This window comes from Streptomyces sp. GL_141 (assembly GCF_057834385.1).
The window spans coordinates 8471314-8494527 of the sequence record NZ_CM174402.1 but is presented as its reverse complement, the minus strand read 5'-3'; the positions used below and the strand labels follow the sequence as shown (position 1 = coordinate 8494527).

The following is a 23214-nucleotide window of genomic DNA, read 5'->3' as shown; positions in this document are numbered from 1 at the left end:
TGCGAGCGGCGAGTCCGGCGGGGCCCCGTGGGGACGCCCCGCCGGGCCGCGGCGCGAGGGGGTTCAGCCGGCCGGCGGGGCGAAGGGGCCACCGGCGGCGAAGGCGTGGCGGGCGAAGTTCTCGGCGATGCGCACGTGCCCCGCGGGGTCGGGGTGCAGGTCGTCGGGCAACGGCAGCTCGGCGTGGTCCGAAGCTCCGTAGAGGTCGCGGCCGTCGAGGTAGTACAGGTGCGGGTCCTCGGCCGCGCGCTGCGCGACGATGCCGGCGAGCGCCTCGCGGACGACGCCCAGCGTCAGGCGCCCGGCGGCCCGTTCGGCGGGGTCGCCCAGCGCCTTGAACCGCAGGGTCCCGGTGCTGAAGTCGGTGGCGAGGGGGCCGGGGGTGTCCTCCTGGATCGGGCACAGGATGGGCGATACGACGAGGAGCGGCGTCGCCGGATGGCCCTCGCGGAGGGTGTCGAGGAAGCCGTGCACCGCGGGGGTGAAGGCGCGCAGCCGCATCACGTCCAGGTTGACGATGTTGATGCCGATCTTGACGCTGATCAGGTCGGCGGGGGTGTCGCGCATCGCGCGGGCGGTGAAGGGGTCCAGCAGGGCGCTGCCGGAGAACCCCATGTTGAGCAGGTCCACCGCACCCCGCGCCGCGGCCAGGGCCGGCCAGGTGCCGGTGGGACGCTCCGCGTTCGAGCCGTGGCTGATGGAGCTGCCGTGGTGCAGCCACACCCGGCGCCCGCTGTCCGGCGCCGGGGTGACGGGGGCGTCGGTGCGCAGCGCGATCAGCTCGGTGATCTCGGTGTGCGGGAGCCAGATCTCCACGCCCTTGTCCCGCGCGGGCAGATCCGCGAAGCGGGCGGTGCCGGGCGGCCCCTCTTCCAGTTCGACCGCCTGGGTGGCCAGGTCGAGGGTGCGGACCCTGCCTCCGGGCACGGTGGCCCGGGCCGTGAGCACGCCGTCGATCACGAGGTCGTACGCGCCGTCCGGCGAGGCCGGGAAGCCCCGGTAGGCCCTCTTCGTGGGCAGGGCGTCCAGTTCGATGACGGTGGCGCGGGTACGGAAGGCCAGGCGCACGCCGGACGGCCGGGCCTCGGCCGCGGCCAGCTGCTCGTCGGGGATCTGCGGGCGGGCCCGGGCGGGCAGCCGGTGGGGCAGCAGCCCGTGCGCGGTGCGTTCCACGTCGGCCGCGCCGCGCAGGAGGTCCTCGGTGATCGGCGTGGTGATCCGGTCGTGGTCGGTGGTCATCGCCTCAGCCTCGTGGTGATCGGGGTTACGGGTTACGGGTTACGGGATGTGCGCGGTTACGGAGTTACGGGCCTGCGGGCCTGCGCAGCATCGCGTCGAGCGAGTCCACGATCCAGTCCCAGGACTCCTGCGGGTCCACGGCGGTGTGACTGAAGCCGCCGCCGAGCTCCAGGCTGACGTAGCCGTGGAAGACGCTGCCGAGCATCCGGACCGCGTGCGTCTGGTCGGGTTCCGTCAGCTCGTAGCCGCGCAGGATGGCCCGCGTCATCTGGGCGTGCCGGACGCCCGCGCCGGCGGCCGCCGTCTCGGGGTCGAGCCGGAGCCGGGCGGCGTCGTAGCGGCCGGGGTGCTCGCGGGCGTAGTCCCGGTAGGCGTCCGCGAAGGCGGCGAGGGCGTCCTTGCCGGCCCGCCCGGCCAGGGCGGCCGCGACCCGGTCGGCCAGTTCCTCCAAGGCGAAGAGCGCGATCCGGGTCTTGAGGTCCTGGGAGTTCTTCAGGTGCGAGTAGAGGCTCGCGACCTTGACGTCGAACCGCCGGGCGAGCGCCGAGACGGTCACCTGCTCGAAGCCGACCTCGTCGGCGAGCTCCGCGCCCGCCCGGGTCAGCCGCTCGGTGGTGAGTCCTGCTCGAACCATCATGTGCCTCCTAGCTGGCGATAGCCATTATGCATTTGCCTAAAACCTTTAGGCAAATTAGCCTGCCGCTCATGAAGCCGTTGACCGAGCAAGAGATCCGCACCGCCTTCGTGAACTGCACCAAGGGCGAGGCCAAGCGCCTGTCCGTACCCCGCGACCTGGCCGAACGGCCCTGGGCCGAGCTGGACTTCCTCGGCTGGTGGGACCCCAAGGCCCCCGAGCGCGCCTACCTCGTGGCCGAGCTGGACGGCCGCCCGGTCGCCCTCGCGCTGCGCTCCTCCGGCGCCGCTCCCTCCAAGGCGCGGCGCAGCATGTGCTCGCTGTGCCTGACCACCCACACCGGGGGCGTCTCACTGATGGTCGCGCCGAAGGCGGGCAAGGCCGGGCAGCAGGGCAACACCGTGGGGATCTACATCTGCGGCGACCTCGCCTGCTCGCTCTACGTGCGGGGCAAGAAGGACGCGGGCCCGGACGCCCGGCTCCGCGAATCGCTCACCCTGGAGGAGAAGATCCAGCGGACGGTCGCGAACCTCGCCGCGTTCTTCGCCAACGTCACGGCCGTCGGCGGCGTCACGGCCGTCGGCGGCGTCACCGCGACGGCCTGAAGCGCCACTGCGCTGCTGCACCACTCCGTTACTCCGTCCGAGTCCTCTTCGGTGCCCGTTCGGCCCCATGGGCCGAGTTCATGATCATCGGGCTGCCCGGAAATCGTTTTGATGCTGCCATCCGGCCGAGCGATCTGGGAGGGCTGCGTGGCGCGCATGCTGTCATCGACACACCGTGGAGGACTCCGGCGACGGAGCAGGACGTGGAGCGTGGCCGGAGCGGTGGCCGGGGTGGTCTTCGTCGTCGCCGCCGCGCCGCAGTCCGCGTCGCGGTCCGGTGACGGGCCGCAGACCGACGGCCGACACACCGGCGGTCAGCCCGCCGGCTCCGTCGAGCTGCTGGTCGGCCGGGTGCTGGACGGCGGGGGCCGGCGGTGCGCGATGGACGCCTTCCGGGCCGGACTGTGCAGCGGGCTGGAACAGCAGGTGGTCCGGGCCACCGCCAGCGGAGCCGGTTCCGTGGTCCGCGATCCCGCGTCCCGCGGCGCGGCCCGGGCGGCGGCGCACACGGTCGTCCTGCCCACCGACGCGGCCGGCCCCCTGGAGATCGCCCTCGCCGGACCGGGGCTGCTCACCTACGTCACCGTCCAGGACGGCCACGGCCGCTACGTGGGCGGCGCCCTGGGCGCCCGGGGGCACCACTGGGGCAACACCGAGCCGTTGCGGGCCGGTGAGACCTACACCGTCCGGGTCGGCGCCCAGGACGCGGCGGGGACCCCGGTCGGCGTGACCATGGCGTTCCGGACCGCGGCGACGGCGCGGGACGAGGCGCGGGACGACCGGCTCACGGCCGAGTTCGGGCCCCGGCCCGGCACGTACGGGGCCGGGCAGATCGTGACGGCCTCCCTGAGCCGCCCCGTCCCGGCGGCCGACCGGGCAGCGCGGGCCCGGCTGGAGCGGGCCTTGCAGGTCACCTCGGAACCGGCCGTCGAGGGCGCCTGGCACTGGGTCGACGACTCGACCCTGCACTACCGGCCCCGTACCTATTGGCCCGCCCACGCCGTGGTGCACGTGGTCAGCGGCCTCGACGGGGTCGAGGTCGGGGAGCGGGAGTACGGCGGCCCCTCGGAGCCCCTGCGGTTCACCATCGGGGACCGGATCGAGGCGGTCACCGACGCCGCCGAGCACGAGATGACCGTACGGCGCAACGGCCGGACCGTCCGGACCATCCCGGTGACCACCGGCAAGGCGGGCTTCCTGACGCGCACCGGCATCAAGGTCGTGCTCGGCAAGGAGCGCAAGGTGCGCATGCGCGGGGACACCGTGGGCATCAAGCGCGGTACGAGCGAGTTCTACGACCTGCCCGTCTTCTACGCGACCCGGGTGACGTGGAGCGGGGAGTACGTGCACGCCGCGCCCTGGTCGGTCGACGCGCAGGGCGAGGAGAACGTCAGCCACGGCTGCACCGGCATGAGCACGGCCGACGCGGCCTGGTTCTTCGACACGGTGCGGGAGGGGGATGTGGTGTCGGTGGTGAACAGCGGCGGTGAGCCGATGGCCCCGTTCGCCAACGGGTTCGGGGACTGGAACCTCGGCTGGGACGCCTGGCTGGCAGGCAGCGCGCTGGGCGCCGCCACCGACGCCCCGCTCGCGTCCGCCTCCGCGCTCGCGTCGGCGCACGGACCGTCCCGGCTGCTCCCCCTCACCTGAACCGTCCCGCTTCCCGGCTTCCCGCCTGTGGAGGCAGACGCGGCGGGGGCGGGCACGGCGGCTCCGATAGCATCCGCTCCGTGCCCGCCTCCTCCCCACGCCCCACCCCGTCCGCCTCCCCCGCGGCGACCGGGATCGACGTCGTCCTGCTGACGATGAACGACCGCCCCGACGAGGAGGCCGCGGCCGTCCGCACGCTCCTCGCGCAGGAGGACGTCGAGCTCCGCATCGTCATCGTCGGCAACGGCTGCCGCCCCTCCCTCTCCGTGGACGGGGCCACCGTCGTCACCCTCCCGGAGAACCTCGGCATCCCCGAGGGCCGCAACCGCGGGGCGCTCGCCCTGCGGGACACGGGCAGCGAGTTCCTCTTCTTCCTCGACAACGACGCCTCCTTCCCCCGGCCCGACGTCCTGTCCCGGCTGGTGGCCGAAGCCCGCCGGCGCCCGGAGGCCGCGTACGTCCAGCCGCGGCTGACCGGGCCCGACGACACCACGACGCCGCGCCGTTGGGTGCCCCGGCTGCACACCGGCGATCCGGGACGGCCCGGCACGATCGCCACCATGACCGAGGGCGTGGTCATGGTCCGCCGGGACGCCTTCGACGCGGCCGGGGGCTGGCCCGACTTCTTCCTGTACCACGAGGGCATCGACCTCGCGTACCGGCTCTGGGAGCAGGGCGGCACCGGCTGGTACGCGGCGGAGGTCCGGATGCACCACCCGGTCACCAGCCCCACCCGGCACGCGCTCTTCCACCGGCTGGCCGCCCGGAACCGCGTCTGGCTCGCCTACCGCAACCTCCCCGCGCCCCTCATCCCCGCGTACCTGGGCATCTGGACGGCCGTCACGGTGCTGCGCGGGCTGCGCGGCGGCGGACTCCGGGACTCCTTCCAAGGCCTGCGCGAAGGGTGGGCGGCCCGCCACGACCAGGTGCGACGGCCCCTGCGCTGGCGGACCGTGGCCCGCCTCACGGCCGCGGGCCGACCGCCGGTCCTGTGAGGACCCGGGTGGGCAACCGGCCCGCCGGTGCGGCTCAGGGGCCGGTGCGGCGGGCCGCGGCGTACGCCGTCAGGGCGGCCGCGAGGTGGCGGGCTCCCGTGGGGTCGGTGGCGTCGTGGCCGGTGAGCAGCCGGATGCGGCCCAGGCGGTAGGTCAGGGTGTTGCGGTGGACGGTGAGGGCTTCGGCGGCCTCGGCCCGCCGGTAGCCGGCCGCGATGAACTCCCGCAGCGTGGCGATCAGATGGGGCTGGTCGTCGAGGGGGGCCAGGACGCGGGCGAGGGCGTCGCGGGCGGGGCCGGGCTGCACGAGCTGGTACTCGACGGCCAGGTCGGCCAGCCGGTAGAGCCCCGGCGGGCGCCCCAAGTCCTCGGCCAGGGAGAGCACTTCCGAGGCTTCGGTCTGGGCCCGCGGGATCGATCCGTGGTCCTCGGCGACGGCGGCCGCCGCCGTGCACCGCAGTTCGGCCGCCGTGTCGAGCCGGGCGAGCAGCCGCCGGGTCGCGCCGTCCGGGCCGAGCGGGACCAGGAAGACGCCGCCTTCGCCCTTGAAGGTGGCCAGCACCTCGGGGTTCCCGTCCAGTTCGGAGCGCAGGGCGCGCAGGATCCGGTTCGTCGCGCCGCCGGGGGCCTCGGGCAGGCGCAGGACGACCACCTCGTACCGTTCGGCCAGCGTGCGTCCGTACCGTTCGGCCGCGCGGCGCGCCGGACGGCCCGCGAGCAGGACTCCGGCGAGGTTGCGGCCGTGTTCGCGCTGCTCCCAGTCGAGGTCGGCCTGTTCCCGCAGGTAGGCCTCGGCGACCTTGGGCATCACCTCCCCGAGGAACGCAAGCAGGCCTGTGACCAGGGCGTACGGATCGGCGACGGGGTCCGGACCGGCCGCGGCGAGCTCCCAGGCCCGGCGGGCGCCGAGCGGGTAGACCCGTAGCACCGCCTCCAGGGGGACCCCGTCCCGGGCCCGCTCGGCGCCCCAGGCGACGGGGGCCGCCAGCTCCGCTTCGGTGGGCGCCCGCCCTTCGGCGACGGTGGTGAAGAACAGGTGCAGCACGGCTTCGGTGTTCGCGACGAGGTCCCCGCCGAGGACGCTGTCGGGCAGCAGCCGGTAGGCGGGGATGTCGGCGGTCAGCCGGGCGACGGTCTCGGCCGCCATCTCCGGTATCCGGGGCAGCAGCGCGGCGGCGAGCTCCCGCGCGGCCGCGGACTCCCCACCCGGCGCCCCGTCCGCCGTCCCACCTGATGCCACGCCCGGTGCCGCACCCGTCGTCCCGCCCGCGTCGTCCATCCCCGCATTGTCACCGTGCACAAACGCGGGAGGAAGCATTCTGCGCGTACCGCCAGGGGACAGGGGCGGCGCACCGGAGCATTCTGTGCAGTCCGCCCCGTGCATGACCCCCCGTCAGGAGATGTCGTATGCCTCGCCGTACCCGTGCGTCGCGCGCCCGCACCCTGTTCGCCAGGGCCGCCCTCCCGCTGGCCCTCATGGTGGGCGCCGCCTTCCCCGCGCACGCCGCCACCGAGGGCGTCACGGGAGGCGGGGTCAACGACTTCTCCTGCCGGCCGAGCGCCGCGCACCCCGAGCCCGTGGTGCTCCTCCACGGAACCTTCGCCACCTGGTACGAGGACCTCAACTTCCTCCAGCTGGACCTCGCCGCCCGCGGCTACTGCACTTTCGCCCTGACCTACGGCGCCTACGACGGCTTCCCGCTGGTCGGCGGCCTCAAGCCGGTGGCCGTCTCGAACCTGGAGATCAAGGCGTACGTGGAGAAGGTGCGCGCGGCGACCGGCGCGGACAAGGTCTCCGTCGTCGGCCACTCCGAGGGCGGGCTCCAGGCCCTGTACCTCGCCAAGATGCAGGGCATCCAGCCCCACATCAAGGCGGTCGTGGCCATCGCTCCCCCGACCCACGGCACGAACGCCGCCGGGCTGCTGGACCTGGGCGACAAGCTGATCGGCCGGGCGACCATGGAGAAGATCGTCACCACCATCGGCATCCCGGTCCTCGCCGACGAGGTACCCGGCGGTCCCGCGATCCTGGCGCTGAACGACGGTCCGGTGGCCCAGCCCGGGATCGCGTACACCATCATCACCTCGCGCTACGACGAGCTGGTGACCCCGACCGAGACGGCGTTCGTCCGCGAGCCGGGGGTCAAGAACCAGTACGTGCAGGACTTCTGCCCCTTCGACCCGGTGGGCCACATCGGCGAGGCCTACGACCTCAACGTCTGGCACATGGTGCGCAACGCCCTCGACCCGCGCCGGGCCACCCCGATCCTGGTGTGCGCGGTCGGCTCGCCCGGCTAGGCCGACATGCCCCGGGGGCTAGGGAAGCGGCCCGCCCCGGGCCGTGAGCCACAGGGAGTACCACTCCTCGTGGCCGAGGTCCGGGGCGCGCAGCGCGGCGTCGCGGCAGGCCCTGATGCGCTCGGGGCGGCCGGTGCCGATGACGGGGGCGATCCGGGCCGGGTGGCGTTGCAGCCACCACAGCAGGATCGCCTCCGGCGTCGTGTCCTTCGCCTTGGCCAGGGCGCGCAGGTGCTCGGCGGTCGCGTGCTCACCGACGCTCGACTCCCGCCCGGTGAAGCGCCCTTGGGCCAGGGCCCCGTAGGCCTGGAGGCGGACTCCGTTCGCCGTGCAGTACTCGACGGTCCCGGCGGGGAAGCCGACGGCCGCCGCGGCCGGGGTGTTCACGAGGACCCCGTCCTCGAGCCAGTCGCGCCGTTGCAGGCTCATCTCCAGCTGGTTGGCGACGAGCGGGAGGTCGAGGTGGCGTTGCAGGTGGGCGCATTGGGCGGCGTTCATGTTGGAGACGCCGAACTGCCGCACAAGGCCCTGGCGGTGCAGCGAGGTGAGCGCTTCCGCGATGTCCGCCGGGTCCGCCAGGGGGTCGGGCCGGTGCAGGAGCAGGACGTCGATGACGTCGGTGCGCAGCCGCGTGAGGCTCTCCTCGACGCGGCGCAGGATGCTCGCGCCCCGCAGGTCGTAGATGCCGGGGCGGTCGCCTTCGGCGAGCCGGATGCCGCACTTGGTCTGCAGGGTGATGCGCTCGCGCAGTCCGGGGGTGCGGGCGAGGACCTCGCCGAAGACGCCTTCCGCTTTGCCGTGCCGGTAGATGTCGGCGTGGTCGAACATCGTGATCCCGCTGTCGAGGGCCGCCTCGATGACCGCCTCGGCCTCGTCGATGTCCTCGGCCCGGTACGGGCCGGGCTCCCAGCTCCCGCCGAGAGCCATGCAGCCGTAGATCAGCCGGGTGTCGCCTGTCACTGGTGCCGTGATCGCCATGCGGTCACCCTACGAGGCGGAGGCCTTCCACAGCACCCGCTTCCCGTCCAGGATCACCAGCTCTCCGGAGGGGCGCAGCAGCAGGCGTGCGCCGGGGTGGCCGCCGGTCCCGCTGGACCAGGCCGTGGCGCCGTCGGCGTCGCGCACGAGCAGTTCGCCGTCCCCGGTGAGCACGGCGTCGTGGCCGACGCCGCCCGTGTACGTGTGCCAGGTACGGGTGCCCCGGGCGTCGAGCAGGGAGAGGTCGCCCGAGGCGTCGAGGGTCAGCCGGGCCTTCCCCGCGTCGAGGACGTCGCCGGGGCGCAGGACGGAACCGGTGTGGAACTCGATGGACGCGTCGAGTTCGCCCTTGGCAAGGGCGCGCAGGACGGGGAGGGAGGGGCTGAAGGCGTAGACCGAGCCCTCGGTGCGCACGAACCGGCCGAAGTGGAGGGTGTTGGCCCGGCTGCCGGTGCCGTCCGCCGAGGGGGTTTCGAAGGCGATGGCCGTATCGGGGCCGAGCACCGGGTCGCATCCGGCGCGCGGGTTGCGGCCGGCCGGGAAGTCGGGGTCGTTCACCCACTTGCGCATCACCAGCTCGAACTGCCCCACCAGGTCCGACTGGTGGCAGACGAAGACCAGCCCGCGCGCGGCCTGCGGACCGTGCTCCTCGCCCCGTTCGGGCTGGTAGACGGAGCCGTACGGGATTCCGCGCCGCATCAGGCGCCGCGCGTCGAGCTCCGTCTGGGCCACGGGCGGCCGGCCCGGGGTGAGGACGAGGCCGCCGCGCGGGTTCCCCTTGCGGATGTGCGCGAACAGCGGCATCCGCCAGCCCTGCGGGTCCTGGCTGTAGTCGAGTCCGGCGTCGGGGTGCTTGCCCGGCACGGGCAGTTCCTCCGCAGCGGGGCACAGGGCGACCGGCATGCCGCCCGGCCAGCGGCCCATCAGGCGGGCTCCGAGCCATTCCCGGCCGGCGTCGGCGGGAGCGGCGCCGGCGCGCTGGAGATCGGCGAGGCGCAGGGCGACCTGGGTCCACCAGCCGGGCACGTCCTGCGCGAGGCGGCGCACCACCTGGAAGGCGCCGCCGGTGGCCCAGGCGGGCAGGCCCGTGGGGCGCTTGTTCACCCGCTCGGGGCCGACGACGAACTCGCCGGCGGGGATCAGCCGGGTTCCGGGCTTGCCCAGGACGCAGGTGGGGTCGGCCGGATCGGGCTCGTCGAAGCCCCGTACGCCGGGCTGGCTGATGCAGTCGAGGAAGCCGAAGTGCTCGTGCCCGCGCAGCGCGCCGGGGAGGGTGGCCCCGTCCTGGTGGTACAGGACCGTCCCGCCGGCGGCGGCCGTGCCCGCGCGGTGTTCGGCGACGGCGGTGGCGAGACGCTCGGGCTGGTCGGCGGCGAGCGTGAGGACGGCGTGCACCGCGCGGCCGGACTCCTCGGCGCCGAACAGCCAGGACTGCGGGGCGCTGGTGCCGGTGTCGCCGAGCTGCTGCGCGCGGGCGGCGGAACCCTGGGTGAACGCTTCGGCGCTGGAGCCGGGCGGAGCGGCGGGGAAGGGTTCCTTGCCGGCGAACAGGCGCAGCCCCGGATGGGTCAGGCCGATCCCGGTCCACAGGGTGGCCATGGAGGCGGGGTCGATGCCGCCGCTGCGCCGGCGGGCCCTGCTGAAGGCCCGGTTGAAGCGGGCCACTTCCTCGGTGGTGGAGATCGAGGGCAGCAGGCCGGTCAGCCAGCGCCTGGCCTGGTCGGCGTCGCCGAAGTGGAGGAACAGGAAGCAGGCGTGGTCCTTGCGGAACCCGGCGAGGATGTCGCCCTGGGAGTCGCGGTCGGCGCGCAGCGGGAGGGCTTCGGGGGCGGTGTCCCTCCGCGCGGGTTCCGCGGCCGGGCGGGCCGGGGCCTCGGCGGCCCGGGCCGTGGGCGCGAGGCCCGTGGTGAGACCGGCGGCGGCGAGGGCCGCGGCCTGGACCACGGTCCTGCGGGCGGGTCCGGTGTGGGGGCAGCCCGGGGGCGGCGACGGGGCGAGGGCCATCGACTTGCTCCAATTGGCGGAGGGACGGGGGGAAAGGCAAAAGGAAGGGGAAAGGGGAGCGGCGGAGAACGACGGAGTACGGCCGGGGGTCAGCGCGGCGGCGCCGCGGGCGCTCCGGAGTCGAGCTTGATCCACTGGGCGACGCCTGGCACTCCCTTGGCGTCGAGGAGGAAGAGCATGTAGTACCCGGGCGGCGCGGCGGCGGCGGTCGGCGGAGCCTGCAGGGTGAGGGTGTCGCCCGCGCGCCGCTTGATCCGCAGCTCCACGTGGCGCTGGCTGGTGTTGACCGCGTGCGTGGCGGTGGTGGGCGCCAGCAGGACGGCCCGCTCGACCCGGTCGGGGGTGCTCGTGGTGACCTCGAAGCGGGCGTCGTGGCGGACCGGGCCCGCGGGCACCTTGCCGAGTGCGGGCCGGGCCCCCTGGTGGAGGTAGGAGGGCTCGTAGATCTCGATGGTGCCGTTCATCCCGTCGGTGATGTCGGCGTCGTTGGCGAGCTGCTGGAGCTCGTCCCCGGTGACCACGACCCGGCCGTCGGGCAGGACCACGGCATTGGAGTGGTAGCCGCGGGGAAGCCGCTGGGCGGGGCCGAGCTTCCAGTTCCCCTGTGCGTCGCGCGTCTCGAACTGCCGGTACTTCAGGTCGGCGTTGGGGTTCAGGACCCCGTTCCCGTAGTCGCGGATGTCGTAACCGCCGCCTGCCGTCAGCAGCGTTCCGTCCGGCATCAGCAGGGTGTTGTCCTGGGTGCGGCCGAAGGCCCGGGGCTTGTCGAGGGTCCAGCGGCCCCCGGACAGCTTGTAGGTGTTCGGGTCGGTGCGGTCCCCGCCGATGACCAGGGCCGCCTTGGGGCCCTCGTACCCGCCGGGCAGCGGCACCGCGCCTCCGTACAGCCGCATGACGCCGTCGGGGCGGGGCGGCAGGTCGGTGCGGGTCTCCTTGACGGGGTCGAAGGCCCACTGTTCGTCGTGGACCCGGCCGAGCCCGTAGACCAGTCCGTCACGGAGCGAGAACAGGTGGGGGTAGTCGCGGGTGAAGGGGGCCTTCGCCTTGAACGGGCCGACCGGGACGTCGCGCGGGACGTCCGTCTTCTCCCGGGGTACGGGGTGCCCGAGGGCGGGGAAGCGCTCCACGAGCGGGGTCGGCGTGCCCCAGCCCAGCTCGGACTGGCCGGACATGATGAGCTGGCGGCCGTCCGCGGCGGTCACCACGGAGGGGTACCAGCGCCCGGTGGCCATGTCCTGGTTGCGGCTCCAGGTCTCCGTCCACGGGTCGAAGACCAGCGAGAGCTTGGCGCCGCTGCCTCCGTTGGAGCCGAGGTTGCCGCCGAAGACCCCGAGCATGCCGTTGGGGAGGAAGGAGTGGCCGGAGCAGAAGAACGGTGCGGGGCGCGGCGAGCCGGTCCCGTCGGGCATGTCGACCACCGGCGGGGTGACCTTGGTGAACGCCGCCGCGCCGGTGCCCTTGGCCGGGTCCCAGAGGAAGGCGCGGCCGGCGTTCGTGGCGCCGATGATGTTGGTGGGGGCGGGTTCCTTGGTGGGGTTGGTCTCGATCCGCTCGAAGGAGAAGAGCAGCACCTTGCCGGTGGGCAGCAGCGCGATGTGCGCGGCGAAGTCCGGCGAGTCGAAGTACTCCTTGAACACGCCGTACTTCTCCGGCGCCAGACCGGCGTTGGCCTCGGCCTGGGACTCGGTGAGGGCCTTCAGACGGGCGCGGCGGGTGGTGTCGGGGTAGTCGGCGGCGTCCCGCAGCGCGACGCGGGTCCGGGCGTGCTCCTCGGCGTGGTCCTCGCCGAGGACCAGCCGCTCGTCCGCACTGATCTCGCGGCGCACCCGCTCGGGGGCGACGTACGGTGCCGGCCGCGCAGCGTCCGGATCGTACGGCGCTTCGTGCGCGGCCGCGGGGCCGGCGGGGAGCAGACCGAGGAGGGTGCCTGCGACCAGGGCGCGGGCGACTCCGGGACGGGACATGGGGAACCCTTACGTGGGGGGGGGACCGGGAAGGGGGGAAGGGGGCAAGCTAGGGAGGGGGGGTGTCTCGGGTGCCGGTGTCTCAGATGCCGTGGGCGGTCACGAAGGCCATCCGGCGCAGCGCCTCGTGGAAGGCGTCGGGCTCGACGTGCACGCCCGAGGCGTAGGCGTGATTGAGCTGGAGGACCAGCCAGACGCCGTACCCGCAGATACCGCCGAGCGCGGCGATGCCGAGGACCCCGCGCACGCCCTTGGGCCAGCCGATCAGGACCAGGAAGGCCACCGAGAGGACGGCCGCGCCGACCAGGGTGAGCACCATGATGGCCGGGAGCCCGCCCTGGATGTCGGCCACCCGGACCCGGCGCTGTGCGAGCAGCCGGTTGACCGCGTCCCGCGCGTCGTCGACGGCCTTCGGCGGGGTCTCCGCGGGGACCTTGGCGACGAGTTGGTAGAGCCCGTAGGCCATGGCCCAGGTCTCCTCGTCGGTCTCGCCCTCACGCATCCGGGGCCACTCGCGGTCGATGACCATGTGGGCGTACTTCTCGGAGTGGCCGCGCACCTCGGCCTTGGCGGGGGCCGGCATCCGGTCGGCGGCGAGGTAGAGGTCTATCAGCGCGCCGGCTTCCGCGTAGTTGCCCTTGCGCGCGACGGCCAGCTCCTGGGCGGAACTCACCATCAGGAAGGCCAGGGTGAGGATGAAAAAGGAGAACACCACTCCCGCGGCGGTGCCGACGGCGGGCCCCACGTCCGGCATCGTGCGGTTGCGTGCCACGTGGTGGCCGAGCTGCGCGGCGCCCATCGCGATGAGGGCGGCGCATAAGACGGAGAGGACGGCGGCGACAGCCATGGGGCCGGGGACTCCTCAGTGCGGGGGCCGACGGGCAGCACGCGCTGCCGGTGATCAACACACTCGGTGATCAACGCCGTGCGCGCGCGCCGGGGCCACCGATGGGGTGACGGGTCCCTGGCGGACCGTCACCCGTACGCACCAGGGCGGGGGCTGTCGCCCCGTCGGAGCGGGGCGGAGGGCCGGAGGGCCGGCGGGGCAGAGGTCGGCGGGGCAGAGGTCGGCGGGGCGGCCGGGACCGGTCAGCCCTCTGCCGTGAGCGCCCGCCGGTAGGTCAGCCCGGGACTGCCGTCCAGGACGGTCTCCCCCACCGCCGTGAACCCGGTCCGCAGCAGCACGGCCGCCGATGCCGGGTTGTCCAGGGCCGCCGACGCGGTGAGGACGCCGAGCCCGTACTCCGTGGCGGCGATCCGGCAGACCTCCCGGACGGCCGCGGTGGCCGCGCCGCGGCCCGCGGCCCGTTCGCCGATCCGGTAGCCGAGGTCGGCGGCGCCGTCCGCCAGGTCCACCAGGTTGACGCGTCCGATCAGCTCCCCGGCGCTGTCCAGCACCAGGTGGAAGCGGCAGGCACCCGTGTCCTGTTCCGCGAGCAGGGCGCGGTGGCGGGCGGCGAACTCCGCGAAGTACGCGTCCCCGCGGTCCGGTACGGAGCGGGCGAAGTACGCCCGGTTGTCCCGCTCGAAGGCCAGCAGGGCGTCTTCGTGATCGGCCCGCAGGCGTTCGAGTCGCAGCATGCCGGGCAGGATATACGCGCTGCTCGGACGGGCGCCGCAGGTTTTCGGGGGGGGTGGGCACGAAGGCGGCGGACTCGGCGGAGACGCTGGTCGCGAAGCTCACGAAGGCCTCCGACGAGGCCTCCGAGGCGGGCTCGGCCGAGGTGAGGATGAGCGTGACGATGCCCGACACGGGCGGCAAGCCGGTCCAGGTGAACGGCACCACCTGCTCCTGGGGCAACGACCTCGCGAGGGAAGCCGGGATGCCGGCCGGGGACCTCCAGACGCAGGACCAGGTCTTCGGGAACATCACCGTCGACATCGACTTCCTCTCCTTCGGCGTGGCGAAGGACATCGCGGTCCCGCCGGGCGGTGCGTACCGAAGCGCCGGGTTCCTACACTGGCACCGGTACGCACCGCCCCCACGCCACCCCGCAGGTACGAAGGACTCCCCCATGGAAGCCGAGACGGCGAACGCCACCGACGCCCACGGCATCCCGGTCATCCCCGCCTCCTCCGACGCCGTCCGGCGCAAGCGCCGGGCGATCGCCGACGCGGCCGCCGCGGAGTTCCTCGCCGAGGGGTACGCGGCCGCCTCCATGGACGCGATCACCAGCCGCTCCGGGGTCTCCAAGGCGACGCTCTACAAGCATTTCGGCACCAAGGAGCGACTGTTCCTCGCCGTGATCGGCGGCATCCTGCGCGAGACCTACGCCGGTCTCGAACCGGACGGCTCCGCCCTCGTGGAAGCCTCCGACCTGCGCGCCGCCCTGATCGCCCTCACCGGCGACTGGGCCGCGCTGCTGCTGCGCCCCGACATCATGACGCTGCGCCGCCTGGTGATCGGGGAGATCGGCCGCTTCCCCCAGCTGGGCCGGCTCTGGTACCGGGTCACGTACGACATGTACAACGGTCCCCTCGTCGAGGCCTTCACCGAGCTCGGCCGGCGCGGGAGGCTCCGCGTCACGGACCCCGAGCTGGCCGTCCGGCAGCTCGTCGCCGCCACCGTCGGCGTCCCGCAACTGGTGCACACCTTCGCACCCGGCACCGAGACCGACCCGGCGGAGCTGACCCGCGTGGTCACCTCGGGGGTCGACCTCTTCCTGGCCCGCTACGCCGCTCCGTAGCCACGGAGGCGAGGGGCCCCGCTCCGGACGTCCGGAGCGGGGCGCACGGTCAGCGGTCCTGCGAGAGTCCGTACAGCTCGGCGAAGGTGCCGTCGAGGGCGGTCAGTTCGGCGAACGTGCCGGTCTCGATGACCCGGCCCTTGTCCAGGACGATGATCCGGTCGGCCAGGCGGCAGTTCTCCATCCGGTGGGTGACGATCATGGTGATCCGGTCCTCCTTCATCTCCTGCAGGCCGGTGAAGATCTGGTGCTCCCCGCGGGCGTCCATCGCCGAGGTGGGCTCGTCCATGATCAGCAGCCGGGGCCTGCGGTGGAAGGCGCGGGCGCACGCCAGGCGTTGCCACTGGCCCCCGGAGAGTTCGTGCCCGCCCCACAGCGAGCGGGCCAGGAGCGTGTCGAGGCCGTGCGGATAGCCCTGGACCGCCTCGCGCATGCCGACCGCGTCGAGCGCGTCCCAGACGGCGTCCTCACCCCGCGCCTGCGGCTGGCCGAGGGTGACGTTGTCGCGCACCGTGAACGGCCATTGCGCGTAGGACTGGGCGACCAGCCCGACGTGGGTCCACAGGGTCCGCTGGTCGTGCGCGCGGGTCGGGGTGCCGTCCCAGTACGCCTCCCCGTCGCTCGGGACCGTGAGGCCGGTCAGCAGCCGGATGAGGGTGGACTTCCCGGCGCCGTTCTCGCCGACGACGGCGATGATCTCGCCGCGGGACAGCGACAGACTGACCGGGCCGAGCGCCGGGGTGTCTTTGCCCGGGTAGGTGTACGAGGCGTTCTCCAGGCTGACCTTCTCCGGCGGGCCCGCCTCCACGCGGCCCCGGGTGACGGCCAGTTCGCGGGCCTGCTCCAGGAAGAGGCGGTAGTCCTCGAGGTAGAGGGCGTGCTGGAACATGGCGGCGCCGTAGACCACCAGGCTGGACAGGGCGGAGGCCGAGGTCCGCATGGCGACGATGGCAGTGCCGGCCGCCGCCAGGGCCATGGAGCCCGCCAGGACCAGGGCGCCCAGCGCGGCCCAGGTTCCGAGCTGGAAGAGGCCGCCGAGGGCCGCGGCGAGGAGCGAGACCCGCAGGTGGCGCGGGGCGGCGCCGACGAGCTTGGCGTCGATGCGGTTGCAGACGGCGGCGTACCAGGCGTGCGCGTGGGGGCGCATGGAATTGCAGCGCAGCTCGTCGCCGAGCTTGTGGGTGGTGAGGTACCAGCGCATCATCCCGCGGACGTTGCGGGAGGCGATCGTCTCGTTGTGGAGGGCGTAGTCCAGGCGGGCGGCGAAGACGGCGCCCGCGCCGCGCGGCACGACCGAGAGCAGGAGCAGGGGCATCAGGACGGGGTGGACGACGGCGAGGACCCCGGCCACCGCCAGCAGGTTGACCAGGCCGTTGGTGAAGGCCATCGCGTCCTTGACGAGCATGGAGGAGCGGGCCGCGCCGATCTCGGCCGCCTCCGAGCGGTCGGAGAACGCGGGCTCGTCGTAGGCGGAGACCTCCACGTCCATGTGGGCGTCGACCATCTCGAGGTCGGCCGTCGTGGCCAGGCGCGGGGTGAGCCGGCGGGCCGCGCCGCCCGCGACGATCTGGGCCGTCGTACCGACCCCGGCCGCGACGGCGGCGACGGCCAGCGGCCGGGCGGCGTCCGCGATGCGCTCGCCCGCGGCGCCGCCGGTCAGGAGCGGGCCCATCGCTTCGGCGACGGCCCCGAGGGAGGCGGCCGTACAGACCCCGGCGAGGATCTGGCCCGCGAGCAGCAGGGTCGCGGAGGCCGGGTCGATCCGCCAGACCATCCGGGCGGTCTGCGCGAGGGCGGCGGGCAGCCGGGCGGCCATCTCGCGGAGCGAGAGCTGCTCCATGGCCTTCTGGTGCGCGCCGTGGGCGAACGTGAACTCGGGTGGGTCGGCGGGCGCCGGATGGTGTGGTGCCGCCGGTGTGCCCTGGGTGTTGCGTGCCGTCTTCTCAGCCACGTGCAGCTCCTTCACGTCGTCGTCGAACAGCGGCGGTTCCCGTCGGACGGCGGCGCTCCGCGGCATGGCGGAGCGGGGGCCGCGGTGCGTCCCGGGGAACCCGTTGGGTGGTCGAGTGAGGGAGTACATCCGAGCCCGGAACGCGGAGTAACGAGAACCGGCCTTCGTCGCCGCCCGGCGGGAACGGGCGCACGGGGCACCCGGGTCCGGGGGTCCGCAGCGGGCCCGGGAGCCAGAACGGCCTGATCCCGACGGAGCGCGGAGGAATGGCCTTGCACGCCCCCGGCTCACGCCGGGAGGCGGCTCCGCACGGCTGCCGGAGGAGGACGGTTCGCCGGCAGGGTGAAGTTCCCCGGCCGGGTACGTGGACGTACAGCTGCTGCACATCACCGACCTGCACGGCTACCTCTCCGCTCCCCCGGCCCGTGATTCCGTCGTCACCGGCGCGGGCGGCCGTGCGTACGCGGTCGGCGGGGTCGCCTGCACGGCCACCCATCTGGCCCGGCTGCGGGCCGGCCGGGCCAACTCCGGCACATGGAGCAGGGGATCCCCTACGAGGGGCGGGGCTGACCAACGCGTTCCCGGACTCGGGCGGCGCCGACTTCCGCTACGACAGCGCCAACACCGTGTCCCCGGCGAGCGGGGAGACGGTGCTCCCCCCGTACGACATCGAGTACGTGGACGCGCCGGGCGGGCAGCGGCTGCCCATCGGGTTCATCCACCTGACAGCCGTCGGCACCGAGACCTTCGGGAATTCCTTCCAGCCCGGCCTGACCACCCTGGACCGGCTACGCGCGGCGGCACGGGGCGGGCGTCATCGGCCGCCGGCGCGCCTCCTTCCGCCGCCGGCTCTCCCCGGCCGGGGAGTCCACCATGGGCAGCCTCGTCGCCGACTGGGCGCTGTGGGCCGCCCGCGAAGCACCCGATTCCTTCGACACCAGCCCCCGGCCCGCGCTCTTCGGGGTGCTCACGTACGTCCCGCTCGCGGTGTCGGACGACGTCCGGTACTCCTTCGACGCGGCGGGGCCCGTCGGGGACCGGGTGGCGCCGGGCGATGTGTTCGTCGACGGTGCCCCGCTGCGGCCGGAGGCCTCGTACCGGGTCGTGACCACCTCGTACACGCTCACCGGGCAGGACGGCTACCCGGCCCTCGGCATCCGGAGGAGGAGGCCGCACGGGACGCGGGACGTCGGCCGGTCTGCTGAGCGGGCGCCGTCGGCGGGATCCCGGGCGCCGTCAGGGGGCGAGCGGGAGCGTGGCGACCAGGCGGGCGCCCTTCGGGGAGTCCCGGACGGCGAGGGTGCCCCCGAGGCGCAGGGCGATGTCGCGGGCGATGGCCAGGCCGAGGCCGGTGCCGCCCTCGTCGCGGGCGCGGGCGTCGTCGAGCCGGGTGAAGCGTTCGAAGACCCGTTCGCGGTCGGCGGGCGCGATGCCCGCTCCGTCGTCGGTCACTTCGAGGACGGCCTCGCCCCGGGCCCCGTCCACGCGCAGGACGACGGTGACGTGCTGGTCGGCGTGGCGGCCCGCGTTGTCCAGCAGGTTGGTGACGAGCCGCGACAGCCAGATCGTGCTGCCGCGGACCGCGATCCCGGGGGCGACGTCCGCCCGGACGGGGACCCGCTCGCCCCTGCGCGTACGGGCCGCTTCGCGGACCACCTCCGTGAGGTCGACGGCGGCGGCCGGCGGCGGCTCCGAGGTGTCGAGGCGGGCCAGCAGGAGCAGGTCGGCCGCCAGGTCCTGGAGCCGTACGGTGTCCTCCAGCGCGCCGCTGACCAGCTCGCCCCACAGCTCGGGATCCGGGTGGGCCTGCGCGACCTCCAGCTGGGTGCGGAGCACCGTGATCGGGCTGCGCAGTTCGTGCGAGGCGTCCGCGATGAAGCGGCGCTGGCGGATTCCGGCGGCTTCCAGCCGGTCCAGGGTGGCGTTCATGGTGACGGCGAGCCGGGCCACCTCGTCGCGGGTGGCCGGAACGGGCACCCGCCGGTGCAGTTCGCGGTCGCCGATCTCGGCCATCTCGGCGCGGATCGCCTCGACGGGGCGCAGGGCCCAGCCGGTAACCCGCCAGGTGATCAGGGCCACGACCAGGACGAGCAGCGGGACCACGACGGCCAGGACCGCCATGATGGTCGCGTCGGCGGTGTCGGCGTCCCGCAGCGAGGTCCCGGCGTAGACGGTGACCAGGCCGTTCGCGGTGACGGTGGTGACCTGCACGACGCGCTGGCGGTGTTCCTGGCGGACCCGGCCGCCCTTCCAGGTGCCGCGGACCGTGCCGGGTGCGACGGGCGGTTCGGGGACGAGGGCGGGGCGGCCGCTGAGGTTGGGGCTGGCCGCGATGACGCGGCCCTGCGCGTCGACGACCTGGACGAAGTCCGTGCCGCGGCCCGGGGGCGGTACGGGGTCCAGCCGGCCGGTGGCAGCCAGCGCGGCCACCTTGACGGCCTGCCGTTCGGCGTCGGCCTGGGCGCTCATGGTCAGGTTGGTCTCCAGGGCCCCGAGCAGGGCGAAGGAGGCCACGCCGAGGGCCAGGGCCACCACGGCGGAGGCGCCGAGGGTGGCCTGGGCTCGGACGGACCGCGGGCGGAGCCGGGAGGCGGCCCTGCGCAGCCGGTACGGGAGCGGCTCGGGGGGCTCGGGGGCCTGGTGGGGCGCGTGGGGCTCAGCCACCGTCGGCCGCCAGCCGGTATCCGGCGCCCCGGACGGTCTCCACCGCGGCGCGGCCGAAGGGCGCGTCTATCTTCCGGCGCAGGGCGCTGACGTGGACCTCCACGACGTTGAGGTCCCCTTCGTAGGCGGCGTCCCAGACGTGGTCGAGGATGTCCCGCTTGGGCACGACCTCGCCGGCCCGCCGCGCCAGGTGCAGCAGGACGGCGAACTCGCGCGCGGTCAGCCGGGCTTCGACGCCGCCGCGCGTGCAGCGCTGCCGGGCCGGGTCGACGAGGAGGTCGCCGAACTCCATGACCTGCGGGCTGCGGCGGCCGGTGCGCCGGATCAGGGCCCGCAGGCGGGCCACGAGGACCACGTAGGAGAAGGGCTTGGAGAGGAAGTCGTCCGCTCCGGTGTCCAGCGCCTCGGCCTCGTCGTACTCGCCGTCCTTGGCGGTGAGCATCAGGATGCCGGACTCGCAGCCGGCCGCGCGCAGCCGGGCGCAGACCCGGTAGCCGTTGAGGCCGGGCAGCATGATGTCGAGCACGATGGCGTCGTAGTCGTGTTCGCCGGCCATCCACAGGCCTTGCGGGCCGTCGTGTGCCGTGTCCACGGTGAAGCCCTCGGCCCGCAGACCACGTTGCAGGGCGGCGGCCAGCCGCCGCTCGTCCTCGACCACCAGTACGCGCATGGGGCAAGGTTCTCAGGTCGCGCCGTCGGCTTGCTGAAGGGTTCTTCAGCTCGCTTCAGCGGGGCTTCAGCATCCTGCTCGCAGGATCGGCCGAGCCGGGCGCGTCGCCCGGAGAACGCGAGGAGCTTTCAGATGACTCAGTCCAGTCCGCAGCCGCCCGAATTCCCCCCGGCCGCTTTCCCAGTCGAAGGCGGCGGCGAGGGCGGGGGCAGCGGCGAGCCGGCCGGCAAGGCGACGGGCCGCGGCGCCCGGATCGCCCGCTTCACCCGGTTCGCCCGTGAGGGCCGGGGACGCTGGGTGGCGCTCGGGCTCGTGGTGGTGGCGTCCGCCGGAGCGGGGGCGGCAGCGGCGGCGGTGGCCGTGGCGGACCACGAGCACGATGTCCGCCGCACGCGCGCGGAGCGGATGTGGGACCGGTTCGACGTCGAGCGGGAGGGGGGCGGCGAGATGACGGCTCCGCTGCCCGCGCGCCCCGGGAAGCCGGGCGAGCCCGGTAAGCCCGGCCTGCGGGGGCAGAAGGGCGAGCGGGGCGTCTTCCCGCCGGACGGGCCGGGGCGGCCCGGGACGACCGAGGGCGAGGAGGGGATCGTCGTGGACGGCCCCGGCCGGGCCCCCGTACCGCTGCCCGCGCTGCCGGCGGCCCAGGCCCTGGAGAAGGCGGAGGCCGCCGTGCCCGGCGGCAAGGCCGAGGCGCTGCGCGTGATCGCCCAGGAGGGCGGCGGGAGCGCGTGGCGCGTGGTGGTCCTCGGCTCCGACGGGGTCCGGCACGCCGTGACCCTGGCCGGCGCCGACGGCGCGGTCACGAGCAACACGGTCGCGGGGAAGGGCGCCGGGGCGTCCCGCTGAGCGGGTGCGGCTGCGCCTGCCCGGCGGTTCCGCACCGCGGCGGCGCCCGCCCGGTGGCCCGTACCGCAGCGACGCCCGCCCGGTGTCCTGTACCGCGGCCGCGCCGGTCCGGTGGCCCGCACCGCGGCCGCGCCCGCCCAGTGGCCCGCACCGCGGCGGCGGCGGTGCGGGACACCGGACCGGCCGGCCGTCGGTGAACCTCCGTCAGGAGGAAAGGCCGAGCAGCCGGGCCGCCGTCTCCCGCATCTCGATCTTGCGGATCTTGCCCGTCACCGTCATGGGGAACTCCTCCACGACGTGGACGTAGCGCGGGATCTTGAAGTGGGCCAGCCGGCCCTCGCAGTACGCGCGCACGGCCGGTGCGGTCAGCGGCTCGGCGCCCTCGCGCATCCGCACCCACGCCATGAGCTCCTCCCCGTACTTCGGGTCGGGCACGCCGATCACCTGGACGTCCATGACGTCGGGGTGGGCGTGCAGGAACTCCTCGATCTCGCGCGGGTACAGGTTCTCGCCGCCGCGGATCACCATGTCCTTGATCCGGCCGGTGATGCTGAGGTACCCGTCCCCGTCCATGACGGCGAGGTCTCCGGTGTGCATCCAGCGGGCCGCGTCGACGGCCTCGGCGGTGCGCTCGGGCTGGTCCCAGTAGCCGAGCATGACCGAGTAGCCCCGGGTGCACAGTTCGCCCGGTTCTCCACGCGGGACGGTCCGGCCGGTGGCCGGGTCGACCACCTTGACCTCCAGGTGCGGACCGACCCGGCCCACGGTCGAGACGCGGCGCTCCACGGAATCGTCCACGCGGGTCTGGGTGGAGACGGGCGAGGTCTCCGTCATGCCGTAGCAGATGGACACCTCGCGCATGCCCATCCGGTCGATGACCTCCTTCATCACCTCGACCGGGCAGGGCGAGCCCGCCATGATGCCCGTGCGCAGGCTGGAGAGGTCGTAGCTCTCGAAGTCCGGGTGGGCCAGCTCGGCGATGAACATGGTGGGGACCCCGTAGAGCGAGGTGCACGCCTCCGCCTGGACGGCGGCCAGGGTGGCCCCCGGGTCGAAGGCGGGCGCGGGGATGACCATGGCCGCGCCGTGGCTGGTGCAGGCGAGGTTCCCCATGACCATGCCGAAGCAGTGGTAGAAGGGGACCGGGATGCAGACCCGGTCCTGCTCGGTGTAGTGGCACAACTCGCCCACGAAGTAGGCGTTGTTGAGGATGTTGTGGTGCGAGAGGGTCGCGCCCTTCGGGAAGCCTGTGGTCCCCGAGGTGTATTGGATGTTGACCGGGTCGTCGGGGCTCAGCGCGGCCTGGGCGCGCAGCAGTTCGGCCCGGTCGGCGCGGCGGCCGCGCTCCGGGAGGGAGTTCCAGAGCGGGCCGTCGAGCAGGGCGGTGAACTCCAGGTCCGGACAGCGCGGCCCGACCTCCTCGATCATGGCCGCGTAGTCGGAGGTCTTGAACCGGTCCGCCGCCACCAGCAGCCGGATCCCGGACTGGCGCAGGACGTATTCCAGCTCGTGGGAGCGGTAGGCCGGGTTCACGGTGACGAGGACCGCGCCGATCCTGGCGGTGGCGTACTGCACCAGCGTCCACTCGGGGCGGTTGGGGGCCCAGATGCCGACCCGGTCCCCCTTGGCGATCCCGAGGTCCAGCAGACCGAGCGCGAGGTCGTCCACGTCCGCGGCGAACTCCGCGTACGTCCACCGGCGCCCGGAGGCCATGTCGACGAGGGCGTCGCGGCCCGGGAACCTGCGGACGGTGCGGTCCAGGTTCTCGCCGATGGTGTCGCCGAGCAGCGGCACCTCGCCGGCCCCGGACGCGTAACTCGGCTCGACGGACGCGTGACTCGGCGCGACGGACGGCACGGACGGCACATGGACCCCCTGGGCTCGGTGGCGGGCACCGGGGCCCCATCGCTCCGGCACCCCCTCATGATCCACGTGGCCCGCGGCGGGGGCCAGCCCCCGATGAGGCGCAGTGGGGCGCGGTGCGGCGGCCCCGATTGGCCGGGCCCGCGGGCAGGGCGTTCCATCGAAG

General features: G+C 74.2%; 18 protein-coding genes and 1 pseudogene. 7 read left to right on the top strand and 12 right to left on the bottom strand.

The window, feature by feature from the left end:
• Window positions 1–63 precede the first annotated feature (63 nt).
• Together AC3IX6_RS37730 and AC3IX6_RS37725 are read right to left on the bottom strand one after the other, a co-directional pair.
• On the bottom strand, window positions 64–1239 hold the full coding sequence (locus AC3IX6_RS37730) for an SGNH/GDSL hydrolase family protein (RefSeq protein ID WP_489367808.1): 1176 nt from the start codon (window positions 1237–1239) through the stop codon (window positions 64–66).
• A 64-nt stretch (window positions 1240–1303) separates the two neighbouring features.
• Window positions 1304–1873 (bottom strand): TetR/AcrR family transcriptional regulator, encoded by a 570-nt coding sequence (locus tag AC3IX6_RS37725; RefSeq protein ID WP_489371681.1) that lies wholly within the window; start codon window positions 1871–1873, stop codon window positions 1304–1306.
• 71 nt (window positions 1874–1944) lie between these two features.
• On the opposite strand from AC3IX6_RS37725, the gene AC3IX6_RS37720 reads away from it, so the two are divergent.
• The 3 genes from AC3IX6_RS37720 to AC3IX6_RS37710 all read left to right on the top strand — a co-directional run bounded on the left by AC3IX6_RS37720 (window position 1945) and on the right by AC3IX6_RS37710 (window position 5123).
• The gene (locus tag AC3IX6_RS37720) at window positions 1945–2478 is read left to right on the top strand and encodes an FBP domain-containing protein (RefSeq protein WP_489367807.1); all 534 of its coding nucleotides are present in this window, start codon (window positions 1945–1947) and stop codon (window positions 2476–2478) included.
• Between the two features lie 210 nt (window positions 2479–2688).
• The gene (locus tag AC3IX6_RS37715) at window positions 2689–4128 is read left to right on the top strand and encodes a L,D-transpeptidase (RefSeq protein ID WP_489367806.1); all 1440 of its coding nucleotides are present in this window, start codon (window positions 2689–2691) and stop codon (window positions 4126–4128) included.
• A gap of 80 nt (window positions 4129–4208) precedes the next feature.
• Entirely contained in the window at window positions 4209–5123 is a 915-nt protein-coding gene (locus tag AC3IX6_RS37710; protein ID WP_489367805.1) for a glycosyltransferase family 2 protein, read from the top strand.
• A gap of 34 nt (window positions 5124–5157) precedes the next feature.
• Here the strand turns inward: AC3IX6_RS37710 and AC3IX6_RS37705 are convergent, their stop codons facing one another.
• On the bottom strand, window positions 5158–6402 hold the full coding sequence (locus AC3IX6_RS37705) for a PucR family transcriptional regulator (protein WP_489367804.1): 1245 nt from the start codon (window positions 6400–6402) through the stop codon (window positions 5158–5160).
• A gap of 128 nt (window positions 6403–6530) precedes the next feature.
• Here AC3IX6_RS37705 and AC3IX6_RS37700 point away from each other — a divergent pair, with 128 nt between their 5' ends.
• Complete coding sequence (locus AC3IX6_RS37700) at window positions 6531–7421, top strand: esterase/lipase family protein (RefSeq protein WP_489367803.1); 891 nt, start codon at window positions 6531–6533, stop codon at window positions 7419–7421.
• Window positions 7422–7439: 18 nt separating this feature from the next.
• Here AC3IX6_RS37700 and AC3IX6_RS37695 read toward each other — a convergent pair whose 3' ends face one another.
• The 5 genes from AC3IX6_RS37695 to AC3IX6_RS37675 all read right to left on the bottom strand — a co-directional run bounded on the left by AC3IX6_RS37695 (window position 7440) and on the right by AC3IX6_RS37675 (window position 13948).
• Window positions 7440–8399 (bottom strand): aldo/keto reductase, encoded by a 960-nt coding sequence (locus AC3IX6_RS37695; RefSeq protein ID WP_489367802.1) that lies wholly within the window; start codon window positions 8397–8399, stop codon window positions 7440–7442.
• 9 nt (window positions 8400–8408) lie between these two features.
• Window positions 8409–10403, bottom strand: a complete 1995-nt coding sequence (locus AC3IX6_RS37690) for a Dyp-type peroxidase (RefSeq protein ID WP_489367801.1) — start codon at window positions 10401–10403, stop codon at window positions 8409–8411.
• Window positions 10404–10492: 89 nt separating this feature from the next.
• Window positions 10493–12367, bottom strand: coding sequence for a galactose oxidase early set domain-containing protein (locus AC3IX6_RS37685; protein WP_489367800.1), 1875 nt, complete (start codon window positions 12365–12367; stop codon window positions 10493–10495).
• Between the two features lie 82 nt (window positions 12368–12449).
• The gene (locus AC3IX6_RS37680; protein ID WP_489367799.1) at window positions 12450–13214 is read right to left on the bottom strand and encodes a bestrophin-like domain; all 765 of its coding nucleotides are present in this window, start codon (window positions 13212–13214) and stop codon (window positions 12450–12452) included.
• A 242-nt stretch (window positions 13215–13456) separates the two neighbouring features.
• Window positions 13457–13948, bottom strand: a complete 492-nt coding sequence (locus AC3IX6_RS37675; RefSeq protein WP_489367798.1) for a GNAT family N-acetyltransferase — start codon at window positions 13946–13948, stop codon at window positions 13457–13459.
• A gap of 53 nt (window positions 13949–14001) precedes the next feature.
• Here AC3IX6_RS37675 and AC3IX6_RS37670 point away from each other — a divergent pair, with 53 nt between their 5' ends.
• Window positions 14002–15054, top strand: coding sequence for a TetR/AcrR family transcriptional regulator (locus tag AC3IX6_RS37670; RefSeq protein ID WP_489367797.1), 1053 nt, complete (start codon window positions 14002–14004; stop codon window positions 15052–15054).
• 49 nt (window positions 15055–15103) lie between these two features.
• Here the strand turns inward: AC3IX6_RS37670 and AC3IX6_RS37665 are convergent, their stop codons facing one another.
• Window positions 15104–17005, bottom strand: a complete 1902-nt coding sequence (locus AC3IX6_RS37665) for an ATP-binding cassette domain-containing protein (RefSeq protein WP_489367796.1) — start codon at window positions 17003–17005, stop codon at window positions 15104–15106.
• Window positions 17006–17878: 873 nt separating this feature from the next.
• Here AC3IX6_RS37665 and AC3IX6_RS37660 point away from each other — a divergent pair.
• Window positions 17879–18097, top strand: a pseudogene (locus AC3IX6_RS37660) (hypothetical protein); the annotation flags it as partial.
• 144 nt (window positions 18098–18241) lie between these two features.
• On the opposite strand, the gene AC3IX6_RS37655 reads toward AC3IX6_RS37660, so the two are convergent.
• Both AC3IX6_RS37655 and AC3IX6_RS37650 read right to left on the bottom strand, forming a co-directional pair.
• Window positions 18242–19609, bottom strand: a complete 1368-nt coding sequence (locus AC3IX6_RS37655; RefSeq protein WP_489371680.1) for a sensor histidine kinase — start codon at window positions 19607–19609, stop codon at window positions 18242–18244.
• A gap of 52 nt (window positions 19610–19661) precedes the next feature.
• Window positions 19662–20339 (bottom strand): response regulator transcription factor, encoded by a 678-nt coding sequence (locus tag AC3IX6_RS37650; RefSeq protein WP_383949953.1) that lies wholly within the window; start codon window positions 20337–20339, stop codon window positions 19662–19664.
• 132 nt (window positions 20340–20471) lie between these two features.
• Here AC3IX6_RS37650 and AC3IX6_RS37645 point away from each other — a divergent pair, with 132 nt between their 5' ends.
• Window positions 20472–21185 (top strand): PepSY domain-containing protein, encoded by a 714-nt coding sequence (locus tag AC3IX6_RS37645; protein ID WP_489367795.1) that lies wholly within the window; start codon window positions 20472–20474, stop codon window positions 21183–21185.
• A gap of 204 nt (window positions 21186–21389) precedes the next feature.
• On the opposite strand, the gene AC3IX6_RS37640 is transcribed toward AC3IX6_RS37645, so the two are convergent.
• Complete coding sequence (locus tag AC3IX6_RS37640; RefSeq protein WP_489367794.1) at window positions 21390–23051, bottom strand: AMP-binding protein; 1662 nt, start codon at window positions 23049–23051, stop codon at window positions 21390–21392.
• Window positions 23052–23214 lie beyond the last annotated feature (163 nt).

Coding starts and splice junctions, on each gene's coding strand:
- AC3IX6_RS37730 (WP_489367808.1), bottom strand. CDS start 1,239: ATGACCACCGACCACGACCGGATCACCACGCCGATCACCGAGGACCTC.
- AC3IX6_RS37720 (WP_489367807.1), top strand. CDS start 1,945: ATGAAGCCGTTGACCGAGCAAGAGATCCGCACCGCCTTCGTGAACTGC.
- AC3IX6_RS37690 (WP_489367801.1), bottom strand. CDS start 10,403: ATGGCCCTCGCCCCGTCGCCGCCCCCGGGCTGCCCCCACACCGGACCC.
- AC3IX6_RS37685 (WP_489367800.1), bottom strand. CDS start 12,367: ATGTCCCGTCCCGGAGTCGCCCGCGCCCTGGTCGCAGGCACCCTCCTC.
- AC3IX6_RS37650 (WP_383949953.1), bottom strand. CDS start 20,339: ATGCGCGTACTGGTGGTCGAGGACGAGCGGCGGCTGGCCGCCGCCCTG.
- AC3IX6_RS37695 (WP_489367802.1), bottom strand. CDS start 8,399: ATGGCGATCACGGCACCAGTGACAGGCGACACCCGGCTGATCTACGGC.
- AC3IX6_RS37705 (WP_489367804.1), bottom strand. CDS start 6,402: ATGGACGACGCGGGCGGGACGACGGGTGCGGCACCGGGCGTGGCATCA.
- AC3IX6_RS37725 (WP_489371681.1), bottom strand. CDS start 1,873: ATGGTTCGAGCAGGACTCACCACCGAGCGGCTGACCCGGGCGGGCGCG.
- AC3IX6_RS37680 (WP_489367799.1), bottom strand. CDS start 13,214: ATGGCTGTCGCCGCCGTCCTCTCCGTCTTATGCGCCGCCCTCATCGCG.
- AC3IX6_RS37645 (WP_489367795.1), top strand. CDS start 20,472: ATGACTCAGTCCAGTCCGCAGCCGCCCGAATTCCCCCCGGCCGCTTTC.
- AC3IX6_RS37675 (WP_489367798.1), bottom strand. CDS start 13,948: ATGCTGCGACTCGAACGCCTGCGGGCCGATCACGAAGACGCCCTGCTG.
- AC3IX6_RS37700 (WP_489367803.1), top strand. CDS start 6,531: ATGCCTCGCCGTACCCGTGCGTCGCGCGCCCGCACCCTGTTCGCCAGG.